This window comes from Pseudomonas sp. CCNWLW23, from assembly GCF_037095675.1.
GTDB classification, from domain to species: domain Bacteria; phylum Pseudomonadota; class Gammaproteobacteria; order Pseudomonadales; family Pseudomonadaceae; genus Aquipseudomonas; species Aquipseudomonas atacamensis.
Genome location: NZ_JBAWKM010000008.1, coordinates 168147 through 183045, shown reverse-complemented (window position 1 = coordinate 183045; position 14899 = coordinate 168147). Strand labels below are relative to the sequence as shown.

Annotated in this window: 12 protein-coding genes; 5 read left to right on the top strand and 7 right to left on the bottom strand. The window is 59.1% G+C overall.

From position 1 onward, the window contains the following. Positions 1–26: 26 nt before the first annotated feature. Both V8J63_RS13050 and kdgD read right to left on the bottom strand, forming a co-directional pair. Positions 27–1472 carry an aldehyde dehydrogenase family protein gene (locus tag V8J63_RS13050; protein WP_073473811.1) on the bottom strand — a complete coding sequence of 482 codons (1446 nt, stop codon included), beginning with the start codon at positions 1470–1472 and terminating at the stop codon, positions 27–29. 71 nt (positions 1473–1543) lie between these two features. Beyond that, positions 1544–2455: a 5-dehydro-4-deoxyglucarate dehydratase gene (kdgD, locus tag V8J63_RS13045; protein WP_016771708.1), complete on the bottom strand. Its 912-nt coding sequence runs from the start codon at positions 2453–2455 to the stop codon at positions 1544–1546. 298 nt (positions 2456–2753) lie between these two features. Here kdgD and V8J63_RS13040 point away from each other — a divergent pair, with 298 nt between their 5' ends. Beyond that, positions 2754–3134, top strand: a complete 381-nt coding sequence (locus V8J63_RS13040) for a hypothetical protein (protein ID WP_336464172.1) — start codon at positions 2754–2756, stop codon at positions 3132–3134. Positions 3135–3340: 206 nt separating this feature from the next. After that, on the top strand, positions 3341–3703 hold the full coding sequence (locus V8J63_RS13035; protein ID WP_336464171.1) for a hypothetical protein: 363 nt from the start codon (positions 3341–3343) through the stop codon (positions 3701–3703). Between the two features lie 5 nt (positions 3704–3708). Here V8J63_RS13035 and V8J63_RS13030 read toward each other — a convergent pair whose 3' ends face one another. From V8J63_RS13030 to V8J63_RS13015, 4 genes are all read right to left on the bottom strand, one after another. Next, positions 3709–4455, bottom strand: coding sequence for a FadR/GntR family transcriptional regulator (locus V8J63_RS13030; RefSeq protein ID WP_024011597.1), 747 nt, complete (start codon positions 4453–4455; stop codon positions 3709–3711). Positions 4456–4641: 186 nt separating this feature from the next. Next, positions 4642–6369 carry an ABC transporter ATP-binding protein/permease gene (locus tag V8J63_RS13025; RefSeq protein WP_130927233.1) on the bottom strand — a complete coding sequence of 576 codons (1728 nt, stop codon included), beginning with the start codon at positions 6367–6369 and terminating at the stop codon, positions 4642–4644. A gap of 96 nt (positions 6370–6465) precedes the next feature. Further along, the gene (locus V8J63_RS13020; protein WP_003221630.1) at positions 6466–7026 is read right to left on the bottom strand and encodes a response regulator transcription factor; all 561 of its coding nucleotides are present in this window, start codon (positions 7024–7026) and stop codon (positions 6466–6468) included. Then, positions 7019–8281, bottom strand: a complete 1263-nt coding sequence (locus V8J63_RS13015; RefSeq protein ID WP_016771713.1) for an ATP-binding protein — start codon at positions 8279–8281, stop codon at positions 7019–7021. Before V8J63_RS13015 ends, V8J63_RS13020 begins: the two co-directional genes overlap by 8 nt. A gap of 411 nt (positions 8282–8692) precedes the next feature. Here V8J63_RS13015 and V8J63_RS13010 point away from each other — a divergent pair, with 411 nt between their 5' ends. Next, positions 8693–9409, top strand: a complete 717-nt coding sequence (locus tag V8J63_RS13010; protein WP_016771714.1) for an SIMPL domain-containing protein — start codon at positions 8693–8695, stop codon at positions 9407–9409. Between the two features lie 169 nt (positions 9410–9578). On the opposite strand, the gene V8J63_RS13005 is transcribed toward V8J63_RS13010, so the two are convergent. Then, the gene (locus V8J63_RS13005; RefSeq protein ID WP_130886930.1) at positions 9579–9941 is read right to left on the bottom strand and encodes a DUF6124 family protein; all 363 of its coding nucleotides are present in this window, start codon (positions 9939–9941) and stop codon (positions 9579–9581) included. Between the two features lie 1266 nt (positions 9942–11207). Here V8J63_RS13005 and V8J63_RS13000 point away from each other — a divergent pair. Both V8J63_RS13000 and V8J63_RS12995 read left to right on the top strand, forming a co-directional pair. After that, positions 11208–12833 carry an ABC transporter substrate-binding protein gene (locus tag V8J63_RS13000; protein WP_016771716.1) on the top strand — a complete coding sequence of 542 codons (1626 nt, stop codon included), beginning with the start codon at positions 11208–11210 and terminating at the stop codon, positions 12831–12833. 300 nt (positions 12834–13133) lie between these two features. Beyond that, positions 13134–14732, top strand: coding sequence for an ABC transporter substrate-binding protein (locus V8J63_RS12995; protein WP_024011591.1), 1599 nt, complete (start codon positions 13134–13136; stop codon positions 14730–14732). Positions 14733–14899 lie beyond the last annotated feature (167 nt).

Genomic DNA, 14899 nt, shown 5'->3' with positions numbered 1-14899 from the left:
GCCAGCTCCCACAGGTATTGCATGTATCAGGAACCGATGTAGGCAGTCTTCACGACCGTGTAGAACTCTTGTGCATAGCGGCCCTGCTCACGGGAGCCGTAGGACGAGCCTTTACGCCCGCCGAACGGTACGTGGTAATCCACACCGGCGGTCGGCAGATTGACCATCACCATCCCGGCCTGGGAGTGGCGCTTGAAGTGGTTGGCGTACTTCAGCGAGGTGGTGGCGATGCCGGCCGACAAGCCGAATTCGGTGTCGTTGGCCATTGCCAGCGCAGCTTCGTAATCAGCCACACGAACAATGTTGGCCACCGGGCCGAAGATCTCTTCGCGGCTGATGCGCATCGACGCTTCGCTGTCGGCGAACAGGGTTGGCGCGAGGAAGTAGCCCTCGGTGTCGCAAGTCACCACACCGCCGCCGCTGACCAGACGTGCACCTTCGGACTGGCCGATGTCGATGTACTTCATGTCCTGTTCCAGCTGCGCCTGGGAGACCACCGGACCGATGTCGGTGCCGGCCTTCAGCGCGTGGCCGACCTTGATCGACTTCATGCGCTCGGCCATCGCTTCAACGAACTTGTCGTGAATGCCGGCGGTGACGATCAGACGGCTCGACGCAGTGCAGCGCTGGCCGGTGGAGTAGAACGCGCTCTGCACCGACAGCTCGACCGCTTGCTTGAGGTCGGCGTCGTCGAGAATGATCTGCGGGTTCTTGCCGCCCATTTCCAGCTGCACCTTGGCCTGGCGCGAAACGCAGTTGACCGCGATCTGACGACCCACGCCCACCGAACCGGTGAAGCTGATGCCGTCGACTTTCGGGCTGTTGACCAACGCCTCGCCAACCACGCGACCGCTGCCCATCACCAGGTTGAACACACCGGCCGGGAAGCCCGCGCGGGAAATGATTTCCGCCAGCGCCCAGGCGCAGCCCGGCACCAGATCGGCAGGCTTGAGTACGACGCAGTTGCCGTAGGCCAGGGCCGGAGCAATTTTCCACGCCGGGATCGCAATCGGGAAGTTCCACGGGGTGATCAGACCGACCACGCCCAGCGCTTCGCGAGTAACTTCTACGTTGACGCCCGGGCGTACCGACGGCACGTAGTCACCGGACAGACGCAGGCATTCACCGGCGAAGAACTTGAAAATATTGCCGGCGCGGGTCACTTCACCGATCGCTTCGGGCAGGGTCTTGCCCTCTTCACGGGCCAACAGCGTGCCGAGCTCTTCGCGACGGGCGAGGATCTCGCTGCCGACTTTATCCAGCGAATCGTGGCGGGCCTGGATGCCCGAAGTCGAGTACGCCGGGAACGCAGCGCGAGCAGCGTCGATGGCGGCGTTGACCTGGGTCAGGTCAGCCTTGGCGTAGTCGCCGATGGTGTCGCTGAGTTCGGACGGGTTGATGTTGGCCGAGTAATCGGCACCGGCGACCCATTCGCCATTGATGTAGTTGTCGTAGCGCTTTGCAGTTGTCACAGGGCAGCCCTCAACTCTAAAAGCCTTCACGCAAAAAGCCGCTGATTGCTCAGCGGCCTCGCTTTTCTCGTTTATTGCGCGCCTTGCTTGTCGATCAGCGCGGCGAGCATTTCGTACTCTTCGCCGGTCAGGTCGGTCAGCGGCGCACGCACCGGACCTGCGTCATAGCCGGCGATTTTTGCACCTGCCTTGACGATGCTCACGGCATAACCGGCCTTGCGGTTGCGGATGTCCAGGTACGGCAGGAAGAAGTCGTCGATGATCTTGCCGACGGTGGCGTGATCTTCGCGAGCGATCGCGTGGTAGAAGTCCATCGCGGTTTTCGGGATGAAGTTGAACACCGCCGAGGAGTAGACCGGCACGCCCAACGCCTTGTAGGCAGCGGCGTAGACTTCGGCGGTCGGCAAACCACCCAGGTAGCTGAAGCGATCACCGAGGCGGCGACGGATCGACACCATCAACTCGATATCGCCCAGGCCATCCTTGTAGCCGATCAGGTTCGGGCAGCGCTCGGCCAGACGTTCCAGCAGCGGCGCGTTGAGGCGGCAAACGTTGCGGTTGTAGACGACCACACCGATCTTCACCGATTTGCACACGGCTTCAACGTGGGCAGCAACACCGTCCTGGCTCGCTTCGGTCAGGTAGTGCGGCAGCAGCAGCAGGCCTTTGGCGCCCAGACGCTCGGCTTCCTGAGCGTATTCGATGGCCTGGCGGGTCGAACCACCGACGCCGGCGAGGATCGGCACGCTGGTTGCGCAGGTGTCGACGGCAGTCTTGATGATTTCCGAGTATTCGCTGGCGGCCAGGGAGAAGAACTCACCGGTGCCGCCGGCGGCGAACAGAGCCGAAGCGCCATACGGAGCCAGCCATTCCAGGCGTTTGATGTAGCCCGCGCGGTTGAAATCGCCCTGCGCGTTGAAATCGGTCACCGGGAAAGACAGCAGGCCGGCAGAGAGGATGGACTTCAGTTCTTGTGGATTCATTATTCGAACACCCTGGTAGCAACGTTTTATTGTGAGTGGACCGTTCAGCCTTCGCCGAAGTTGTAGGTCATCGTACAACTTAAAAAATAACCGTCAACTGCATTTCATCGTTGGCAGGGCTTTTTTGTCCGACAAAATCGCTGTCTATGCTTCTGGAAATCGCTGAAAGGCCCGTCCTTGAAGCATTTTCTCGCGGAAATATCTGGTCTGGATTCGTTTAATTCTGAGAGGACCAGCGGCTCGTAAAGTACGTCGACTGCCACGAAGGATCGTGGCGGACCACTCAAAGGAAGCCGCTATGTCGATGCATTTTGCCGCCCCCACCCTCACCCACGTCGCCCCTGCGCAAGACGACTGCGTGACACTTCAGCTCTCGCAACTGCCGGACATCCTCACCGTGCAGGTGCCGGATTCCAGCGATTTCGAGGCGAACTGGAGCGTCTACGCGATCCTCGGCAGCGATGGAGAAGAACCCGAATGGGAAGGTGATGAGGTGGACACTGGCGCCTGGGACGACGCCGAGGATGAAATGGAGAAGCTGTTCGACATCGAGGTGCAACTGCCGAAAGAGGCGCTGCAACCGTATCTGAACCGCGAGGTGGAGCTGCGTTACAAGTTCCGCGATGAGTCGAGTATGGAGCCGTATTCGCAGGCGTTGAGGTTGCGGATCGAGGCGTGAACACGATGTTTCTCATCACCATTTCACGTTTCCAGACGTAGCCGCTTTGCGTGACGACCGTTGGTCAGGACTGGTATTTCTAACAGGTGCGCAAGAAGGGGCGTAACTGAGCTAATGACCGCAGGGGATAGCGAACCGGCCCCTATCGTAGCGCGTCATTACTACGGAATTAAAAGGTTTGATTAGGTATAAAAGGAATTTCAATCATGACTCCAAAAGCAACAAACCTCGCCCCGCCTCAACTTCTCGAAGCCACCGTGCATGACGGGAAACTCAAGCTTTACATCCATAATTTGGTTGACCCTGCTCACGGCATCGTCGAGTTGTACCCAGATGTTATGGAGGGAGACAAGGTCATCTTCGAGGTGAGCACTTCCACAGGGAACCAAGATAAGCAGGAGCTCGAAGTAAAATCACCCACCGATGCCTCATTTGTATTCAATATTGCGAAAAAAATCTTTGCAGAAAAATTTGAGCCGGGTGCCATCGCTACATTGAGCTATAGCGTGCAGAGATCATCTGGTAATACTGCACCGTCTGAAAAGCAGAAGGTTTATCTCGAACTCTGACAACATCACCCCTGCGCCTGCGCCTCTTCATGGGCCTGGCGCAGTCTTTCGCGGCTGTTGGTCAGGTGCAGACGCATCGCCGCACGCGCGGCATCGGAGTCCTGACGGGCAATCGCGTCGTAGATTTCCTCGTGCTCGCGGCTCAGGCGGCCCATGTAGTGCTGCTGGTCATCATGAGCCAAACGCGCCGAGTTCAGCCGCGTACGTGGAATGATGCTGGTGCCAAGGTGGGTCATGATGTCGGTGAAGTAGCGGTTGCCGGTGGACAGGGCGATTTCCAGGTGGAAAGCGAAGTCCGACGACACCGCATCGCTGGCATGGGAGGCGCTTTCGTTCAAGGCGTCGAGGGCGGCGCGCATGGTTGCCAGTTGCTCGGGGCTGCGGCGTTGCGCGGCAAGGCCGGCGGATTCGACTTCGAGGCTGATGCGCAATTCGAGGATCGCCAGCACGTCACGCAGGGTGACCACGGTGGCCGGATCGATACGGAAACCGCTCGGGCTCGGCGTATCGAGAACAAAGGTGCCGATGCCGTGGCGGGTTTCCACCTGACCGGCGGCCTGCAGACGGGAAATCGCCTCGCGGACCACGGTGCGGCTGACGCCATGGGCTTCCATGATTGCCGACTCGGTGGGCAATTTGTCGCCACGCTTGAGCAGGCCATCACGGATCTGCTCGCTCAACACCGTCACCAATTCCTGGGCGAGGCTGCGGCGCTTGCGGGGGAGGCGCGGGGTGTCGATCAGCTTTTCCATGGTCTGCATCTTGTCTCGAAAGTTCGGCTTGGCGCCATCATAGCTCAAGCGAGTTGTACGATCACTGGGCAGATTACATTACCCCACTGTGGGAGCGAGCCTGCTCGCGAAAGCGGTGGTTCAGACGACAGATTCGTCGACCAAGACGGCCCCTTCGCGAGCAGGCTCGCTCCCACAGGTGAGTGTTCAGACAGTTATGGCCTGTTCGACCAGACGACCGCTGTCGATCCGCACATGCCGTGGATGGAATCGTTTCAAACTGCTTCGGTGACCGACGCTGACGATGCTCAGACCCGGAATCTCGTCAATCAACGCTTGATACAAGGTCGCCTCATCCTCTTCATCCATCGCCGATGTAGCCTCGTCCATGTACAGCCATTGCGGTGCATAAAGGAGCGCGCGGGCGAAGGCCAGGCGTTGTTGCTCGCCCGGCGAGAGCATGCGCTGCCAGTGATTGGCTTCATCCAGCCGCCCAACCAAGTGCGGCAGACGACAGGTTTCCAGCACCTGTGCATAACGCTCCAGCGCGTAGGTATCGCCCGGCTGTGGATAACTCAACGCTTCACGCAATGTGCCGATCGGCAGATAAGGCTTCTGCGGCAGGAACAGATAACGCGCCGCCGGTAAACGAATATTGCCGTGCCCCGCCGGCCACAAATGCCCCATCGCCCGCAGCAATGTCGACTTGCCGCTGCCGGAACGGCCGCTGAGCATCACGCGCTCACCCGGCTCAACGGTCATGTCAGCGTCGGTCAGCAGGTGACGACCATCGGCCAGATCCAGGCCGAGGTTGTGCACCTGCAACTCACTGCCCTGATTCTGCACGTCGATGGCCGGGGTGCGTTGTTCGTTGTCGCTCATGGCCTGACGGAAACTCAGCAAACGATCACAGGTGGCGCGCCACGCGGCGAGATCCGAGTAGGCGGTGATGAACCAGCTGAAACTCTCCTGCACGTTGCCGAACGCCGAGTTGATTTGCATCAGCTCGCCCAGTTCGATCTTGCCGGACAGATAGCGCGGTGCGGCGACGACAAACGGGAAAATGATTGCGATCTGACCGTAACCGGAGGTGAAGAACGTCAGGCGCTTGGACACGCGCATGATGTCCCAGAAATTGTGCCAGACCAGCCCGAAGCGGTTGCTCAGGCGGCGGTTCTCATTCGGTTCGCCGTTGTACAAGGCGATGCTTTCCGCGTTCTCACGCACGCGCACCATGGAAAAACGCAGGTCTGCTTCGAAGCGTTGTTGCTTGTTGTTCAGACCGATCAGACGGCGACCGATCAAATGCGTCAGCCAACTGCCCACCGCCGCATACAACAGCGCACACCAGAACATGTAGCCGGGAATTTCGATGCCGAACACTTCGATACTGCCCGACACGCCCCACAAAATGATCGAGAACGACACCAGACTGACAATCGTGCGCAGCAGCCCGAGGCCCAGGCTCAGGGTGTTGGCGGTGTAAGTGTTGAGGTCTTCGGAAATCCGCTGGTCGGGGTTATCGGTATAACCGCCCTGCTCCAGCTGATAGTAATTCTTGTGGTCTAGCCAACGCTTGAAGTGCTTTTCGGTCAGCCAAGCCCGCCAGCGGATCGTCAGCATCTGCGTCAGATACAAGCGATACACCGCGCCGAGAATCGCCACCGTCGCGATGCCGCAGAAATACAGGATCAACTGCCAGAACGCGGCTTCATCCTTTCTCTGCAAAGCGTTGTAGAAATCCTTGTACCAACTGTTGATCCACACCGAGATCGCTACGCTGAACAGCGTCAGCGCAATTACGGCAATCAGCAACGTCCAGGCCTTGCCCTTCTCTTCGCTGCGCCAGTAAGGCGTGGTCATCGCCCAGACTTTGCGAAAAAACTGCCCGCGCACAGCATCGTTGACCGCGGAATATTCAGCGTTCTGATTCATGGATAAGGCTCGATAGTAAAAAGAACGGACACGCGCCGATCATAGATGATCGGCGCGTTTTATCGCGAGGGCTGGCGATAGTCGTTCAGCGCAGGTTCAGCGACGAACCGGACGCTTCTGCAATTTGCGCTGCAAGGTGCGGCGGTGCATGCCCAGCGCGCGGGCCGTGGCGGAAATGTTGCCTTCGTGCTCGGTGAGCACGCGCTGGATGTGCTCCCATTGCAGACGATCGACCGACATCGGGTTTTCCGGCACCAGACTGTCGAGGTCGGCATGCTCGGACAGCAGCGCGGCCAGCACGTCGTCGGCATCAGCGGGTTTGCACAGGTAGTTGCAGGCGCCACGCTTGATCGCCTCCACCGCTGTGGCAATGCTCGAATAACCGGTGAGGATCACCACGCGCATTTCCGGATCGAGCTCCAGCAGCTTGGGCAGCAGGACCAGACCGGAGTCGCCGTCCATTTTCAGGTCCAGCGCGGCGTAATCTGGCAGATCGGCCTGGGCGATGGTCAGGCCTTCTTCCGCAGAACCGGCAGTGCTGACGCGAAAGCCGCGGCGGGCCATGGCGCGGGCCATGACGCGGGTGAAGGTCGCGTCGTCGTCGACCAGCAGCAGATGCGGCAGTTCTTCGCCTTCGACTTGGATTTCGTCACTCATGTTGGTCTCCTCGGGCGCCGTGGGGCAGGCGCAGCTCGGTGAGCGTGCCGCCTTCCTCATGACTATAGAGTTTCACTGAGCCGCCGGCGCGTGTCACGCTGGCCTTGCTCAAAAACAGGCCCAGGCCGAAACCTTTGCCCTTGGTGGTAAAAAACGGCTTGCCGATCTGCTCGGCGATGGCCAGCGGCACACCGGCGCCGTGGTCGCGAATGCTGATGGTCAAAGTCTCTGCGTCCCAGTCCAGCGTCACCTGGAGGTTTTCCGGGCAGGCGTCGGCGGCGTTATTGAGCAGATTCAGCAAAGCCTGGGTCAGATCCGGCGGCGGCGCCATGCGCGGCACCGCCCCCTGGCCGAGACGCTGGAAGCGGTAACTGGCTTCCGGGCGCATCAGGTGCCAGCGGTTCAACGCCTCGTCGAGCCAGTCGGTAACGTCCTGCATCTCCACCGCCAGACGCCGATTGGCCTCAGCGGCGCGGACCAGTTGCTGCAAGGTTTCCTTGCACAGCTTGACCTGATCCTGCAGCACTTTCAGATCATCCTGCAGCAACGCATCGGGGTGATCCTGCTGCATTTCCTTGAGCAACACGCTCATGGTCGCCAGCGGCGTACCCAACTCATGCGCCGCACCGGCGGCCTGGGTCGCAACGGCGAGCAGCTGCTGATCGCGCAGGCCTTCTTCGCGGCGAATCGCGCGCAATTCTTCCTGCCGGCGCAGCTCTTCAGCCATACGCGCGGCGAAGAACGTGATGACCGCAGCAGCCAGGGCAAAGCTCAGCCACATGCCGTAGATCTGCAGATTCTCACGGGCGACCGGCAGGGTTTCCAGCGGATAGAAACGCGTCAGCATCAGCGTGTACAGCGCCAGCGCGATACCGGACAGAATCACCGAATAACGCCACGGCAACGTCACCGCCGCGATCGTCAGCGGCACCAGATAATAGGAAACGAACGGGTTGGTCGAACCGCCGGAGAAATACAGCAGCGCACTGTGAATCACCAGATCGCAGGCCAGTTGCAGCGCGTACTCAAGCTCGGTCACCGGCCACGATGTGCGCAGGCGCACGGCAGTGAATACGCAGAGCAGAATCGAACAGCCCAGGGTCATCGCCAATTGCACCCACGGCAAAGGCAACAATTGCAGCCAGTAGGCCAGGCCCACGGACCCGGCCTGCGCGGCGAGCACCAGGGTGCGGATGAAAGTCAGCCGCCAGAGGTTCTGGCGAGTGGCGGAAGTCAGTTGTACGGGGGCGAGCATGAGCTCTCCTGATGAGCGCTCCAGGCGGATCGCACGGAGTATAACCAACGCGCGGGGTTCAGAGGCGAAAGTGCGGCAAACGACCACATGGCGACGATGGAGAATTCATCTGAGTTGAAGAAGATTCCGAGGGCTATTGGACATCAATTGTGGCGAGGGGATTTATCCCCGCTGGGTGGCGGAGCCGCCCCCAAATCATGCGACCTCATTTAACCAGACATACCGCATCAGCCGGATTTGCGACTGCTGCGCAGCCGAACGGGGATAAATCCCCTCGCCACAGAAGCACTCCCCACTGCGCGCAGGTATCTGTATAGAAGTTGTAACTGGGCGAACCGGATCATAGAAGTTAGAGTCTGATGGTTCACGCAGGCCGCGACCCATCACCTGCGCCTCATTCAAGGAGCCTTCATGCACACATTTCGCCGCAGCGCCGCCCTCCTCGCCCTGACCGTCGGCAGCGTCGCCAGCCTCCCGGCGCTGGCCGCCGATGAGCTGCACTACAACCAGATTTCCCTGCGCGCCGAAGTCAGCCAGGAAGTGGCCCGCGACCAGATGATCGTGACGCTCTATACCGAAGAGCAGAACACCGACCCGGCCAAACTCGCCGCCGCCATCAGCACCACCATGAACAAGGCCACCGCCCAGGCCAAACAAGTCAAAGACATCACCTTGCGCACGGGCAGCCGCAACAGCTATCCGATCTACGACACCAAAGGCCAGAAAATCACCGGCTGGCGCGAACGCGCCGAACTGCGCCTGGAAAGCACCGACTTCGCCGCCCTGTCCAAACTCACCGGCGAGCTGCTGACCGACCTGAAAATGGGCGGCATGGACTTCGCCATCGCCGACCCGACCCGCAAGGCCAGCGAAGACCAGTTGCTCAAAGAAGCCGTCACTGCCTTCAAGACCCGCGCCCAACTGGCCACCGACGCCCTGGGCGGCAAGGGTTATAAAATCGTCAACCTGAACCTCAACAGCAACGGTTACCCACAACCGTACCTGCGCGCGCCGATGATGATGAAAGCCGCAGCCATGGATTCCGCGCCGGTGACGCCTGAGGTCGAAGCCGGCACCAGCCAGGTCAGCATGACCGCCGATGGCTCGATTGAAGTGTTGATGCAGTGATTTAAGCTTGGCTGAATGAAGGACCGGCAATCAGTAAATGGTTGCCGGTTTTTTTGTGCCTGGGTTTTGTAGTGAATGATCCACCGCTTTCGCGAGCAGGCTCGCTCCCACAGGTTGAACGCATTTGAATGTGGGAGCGAGCCTGCTCGCGAAGAACGATGACGCGGACTCAAGCCTGCGGATCAACCCGATCCAGCGCCCGATTCACCGCCAGCTCCGCCAGCATGATGATCTGCTGAATCGCCAGCGCCGTATTGCGCTGCGGACGACCGAGCTGATCGGCGAAATCGCTGGCCAGCGTATTGGCTGAAGCAAGGGACTCACAGGCGTGAGCCAGCAGGCTTTCGGTGTCGATGTCGGGCTGGACCAGAAACATCGTGCCGGGCGGATGGGGTTTGCCGGGTGGCGGGCAGAGATAGAAATCGAGGGCACGCTTGATGGCTTCGCGGTTCTTCGCGAGATCGTCGGCGCGCAGCGCGGCTTCGAGGGGGGTTGAGGTTTCTTCGGGTGGGTCGGGGACTGGTTTGCTCATGCGCTTCACCTATGAGGTTGAGCCATCTCGATGCCGTTTCTCACACGGCGAAGAGGTGGCAGCTTTGTGCGGGGTGAGAAAACCGGTCATAGGCACCCGGCCGGACATAAGCCCGCCCGCACAGAGCCGCCATAACGCACTTGCAGGCAGCAAACTTGCTGGCGGCAATTATGCGGATCTGGGCACTGAATGACTATGAATGTCGGGTTCTCACACCCGATCGCTGAACAACCAGCGACGACCCAAGCCTAGAGAGCGCACGTCCGACGGACAACCTGAAAACCTTGTGGGAAGGTTCTGGCTGTTCCGCAGCGGATTTAAACAGCCAAAAAGCAAACCCTCACCCTAACCCTCTCCCAGAGGGAGAGGGGACTGACCGAGGTGTTTGGGGGAGATACGCCAACGTGAAACTCCGAGTCGAACTCAGGATTTGAAAAGCACACAAATCAGCCCCCTCTCCTCGGGGAGAGGGCTGGGGTGAGGGGCAAATCCACAACAAAAATAACGCCGAACACCCGCTCTTCACCACTCAATAGGCCGAGTGTCAGCTCGCCTGCTGTTGATCTTGTTCCACCGGCGACGTCGGAAGGCTGAGTGGAGGGATTGATCCGGGCGTGGGAGCGCAGCGACCGTTCGACGAAGTCGAACACAGCGGAAGGAGGTGCAGCGAAGCAAACCGTAGCCGCTGCGCCCGGATCAGTCCCGGAGCGAAGGAACCCGAGCCTGCGAGGGCCGAACGTAGGAGCAAGCCTTTTCGGTTACCTTTTTGGCGTTTGAAAAAGGTGACCCGCCGTAAGGGCGGAACCGCAATCCGCAACACTCGCAGAAACGGATATACACCCAAAACACCACGAGCCTGGTCGGCCCAAAGGCCGCCAAGGTGCCACCAATCGAAACACCCAGTTGCACCAAGTAAAACTCCCCAATCCCTGCCCCAATCCACCCCACCCTGAGCCACCCCAACAACCCCTCAACCCCGCCCATCCCCAAGGGTATAAATAAGTAACACCAAGCCCCACCCAAGCGCACAGAACAAGACCGGCGCACCATTTCAGTGCCGCGAATGCACCGCAAAAACCACCCGCAAACGGTCAAATGCGTCAAAAGTTATACGGATGCGACATTAAGGTACGTTCGTGCCACCGTTTAACGCCGCCGACCGCTCTGGATCTTGCATTGGGTATGGGGCCTGCATAAGTATCCGCAGGCACGACTCACGAGGTCGTACCTCACAACTAAAAAATGACAACAAATCATGAGGCCAACATGCTTAAACACGCGGTCATTCCGTTTCTAGTCGGCGCAGGCTTGTTAGCCTCCGCACCTTTCGCCACCGCTGCGACTAACCTGGTGTTCTGCTCCGAAGGGAGCCCGGCCGGTTTTGATCCAGGCCAGTACACCACCGGAACCGACTTCGACGCCTCAGCCGAAACCATGTTCAACCGCCTGACCCAGTTCGAGCGCGGCGGCACCGCCGTGATTCCTGGTCTGGCGACCAAGTGGGACATTTCCGATGATGGCCTGACTTACACCTTCCACCTGCGTGAAGGCGTCAAGTTCCACACCACCCCGTATTTCAAGCCGACTCGTGAATTCAACGCCGACGACGTGCTGTTTACGTTCAACCGCATGATCAACAAGGACGACCCGTTCCGTAAGGCGTACCCGACCGAATTCCCGTACTTCACCGACATGGGGATGGACACCAACATCACCAAGATCGATAAAGTCGACGACCACACCGTCAAGTTCACCCTGAAAGAAGTCGACGCCGCGTTCATCCAGAACATGGCCATGAGCTTCGCGTCCGTGCAGTCCGCCGAATACGCGGCCCAACTGCTCAAGGATGGCAAAGCCGCCGACATCAACCAGAAGCCGATCGGCACCGGCCCGTTCGTGTTCAAGAGCTACCAGAAAGACTCGAACATCCGTTACACCGGCAACAAGGACTACTGGAAACCTGAAGACGTGAAGATCGACAACCTGATCTTCGCCATCACTACCGACCCATCGGTGCGTATCCAGAAGCTGAAAAAGAACGAGTGCCAGGTCACCCTGTTCCCGCGTCCGGCCGATCTGAAAGCGCTGAAAGAAGACAAGTCGCTGAAGATGCCGGATCAGGCCGGCTTCAACCTGGGCTACATCGCTTACAACGTGATGGATAAAGTCAAGGGCAGCAACGAGGCCAACCCACTGGCTGACCTGCGCGTGCGCCAGGCGCTGGACATGGCCGTGAACAAGCCGCAGATCATCGATTCGGTTTACCAAGGCGCCGGCCAACTGGCCGTCAACGCCATGCCGCCTACCCAGTGGTCCTACGACACCACCATCAAGGATGCCAAGTACGATCCTGAGAAAGCCAAACAGCTGCTCAAGGAAGCCGGCGTCAAGGAAGGTACCGAGATCGTCCTGTGGGCGATGCCGGTGCAGCGTCCGTACAACCCGAACGCCAAACTGATGGCTGAAATGCTCCAGTCCGACTGGGCCAAGATCGGCTTGAAAGTGAAGATCACCAGCTACGAGTGGGGCGAGTACATCAAGCGTTCCAAAGGTGGCGAGAACCAGGCCATGATCATTGGCTGGAGCGGTGACAATGGTGATCCGGACAACTGGCTCAACGTTCTGTTCGGCTGCGACTCGCTGAGCGGCAACAACTTCTCCAAGTGGTGCGACAAGAAGTTCGACGGCCTGGTGAAAGAAGCCAAACGCACTACCGACCAGGGCAAGCGCACCGAGCTGTACAAACAGGCGCAACACGTCCTCAAAGATGCAGTTCCAATGACACCTATCGCTCACTCGACGGTGTATCAACCCATGCGCGCCAACGTGCAGGATTTCAAGATCAGCCCATTTGGCCTGAATTCCTTCTACGGCGTCAGCGTCAGCAAGTAAGACATTGCAACGGCGGCGTTTCTGACGTCGCCGTTGCTTTATCTACCGGGAAAAAAGGAAAAGGCCTACACCCAAATCCGCCGCAGATGATTGCTTCGGTATAGGCGCGTCGACTTTTCCTACGAGCATTAAGGCAATTACGTATTTACTGCCAGAGGCACGGTGCCTACCGTCGCGTACTGACCAGTGTCTGCGTGGGCCACCGGTTTTGCCATACGTATTGGATTGAGCTCAATGCGACCAGAAAGTCCCGGGACAGGGACCCTGACGCATTGCACAACACTAAAAAGAGGGAGCGTCATGCGCCATACCTTGATTTTTTCCGCACTGTTGGGCGCCGGCCTGTTGGCCGCCACGTCTGCAAGCTACGCCGCCAGCGACAGCCTGGTGTTTTGCTCGGAAGGCAGCCCGGCGGGTTTCGATACCGCGCAGTACACGACGGCCACCGACAACGACGCCGCCGAGCCGCTGTACAACCGCCTCGTCGAGTTTGAAAAAGGCGCGACCAATGTCGTACCGGGCCTGGCGACCAAGTGGGACATTTCCGAAGATGGCCTGAAATACACCTTTCACCTGCGTGAAGGCGTGAAATTTCATACAACCCCTTACTTCAAGCCGAGCCGCGATTTCAACGCTGACGATGTCGTGTTCACGTTCACTCGCATGCTCGATGCGCAACAGCCGTTCCGCAAGGCTTATCCCACCGAGTTTCCGTACTTCAACGGGATGAGCCTGAACAAGAACATCGCCAAGGTCGAGAAGACCGGGCCGCTGACCGTGGAGTTCACGCTCAACAGCGTCGACGCCGCGTTCATCCAGAACATCGCCATGAGCTTCGCTTCGATTCTGTCTGCCGAATACGCCGACAAGCTGCTGGCCGACGGCAAGCCGAGCGACATCAACCAGAAGCCGATCGGCACCGGGCCGTTCGTGTTCAAGAGCTACCAGAAAGACTCGAACATCCGTTACACCGGTAACCCGCAGTACTGGGATCCGAGCCGGGTCAAGCTGAAGAACCTGATTTTTGCGATCAACACCGACGCGTCGGTACGTGTGCAGAAGCTCAAGGCCAACGAGTGCCAGATCACCCTGCACCCGCGCCCTGCCGATGTTGAAGCGCTGAAGGCCGACCCGAAACTGCAACTGATTTCCAAGCCGGGCTTCAACCTCGGCTACATCGCCTACAACGTGCGCCACAAGCCATTCGATCAACTGGAAGTGCGTCAGGCGCTGGACATGGCGGTGAATAAACAGGGAATTCTCAACGCTGTTTATCAAGGCGCCGGCCAACTGGCCGTCAACGCCATGCCACCGACCCAGTGGTCCTACGACGACACCATCAAGGACGCCGCCTACAACCCGGAAAAAGCCAAGGAACTGCTCAAGGCCGCCGGCGTGAAAGAAGGCACCGAGATCACCCTGTGGGCGATGCCAGTGCAGCGCCCCTACAACCCGAACGCCAAGCTGATGGCCGAAATGCTCCAGTCCGACTGGGCGAAAATCGGTCTGAAAGTGAAGATCGTCAGCTACGAATGGGGCGAGTACATCAAGCGCACCAAAAACGGCGAGCACGACGTCAGCCTGATCGGCTGGACCGGTGACAACGGGGACCCGGACAACTGGCTGGGCACGCTGTACAGCTGCGATGCCATCGGCGGCAACAACTACTCCATGTGGTGCGACCCGGCTTACGACAAGCTGATCAAACAGGCCAAGGTCGTCACCGACCGCGACCAGCGCACCGTGCTTTATAAACAGGCCCAGCAATTGCTTAAACAGCAAGTGCCGATCACGCCTGTCGCCCACTCGACGGTCAACCAGCCGTTAAGCACCCGGGTCGAAGGGTTCAAAGTCAGCCCGTTCGGCCGCAACGTGTTCTCGGGTGTCAGTATCGATTAAACCAACCGATTAGCCGCAATGCTGAGGGGAGCCGTCTACTCCCCTCACGCAAGCGCTTTGCCGAAATTCGCCCATCCGGCTTTTTGCAAACGTTTGCGATGTGTGAACGAGTTCTAAACCAATAACCGGCATACCAAAAAAAGCCGGGATAAAAAGAAAGTAAAGGA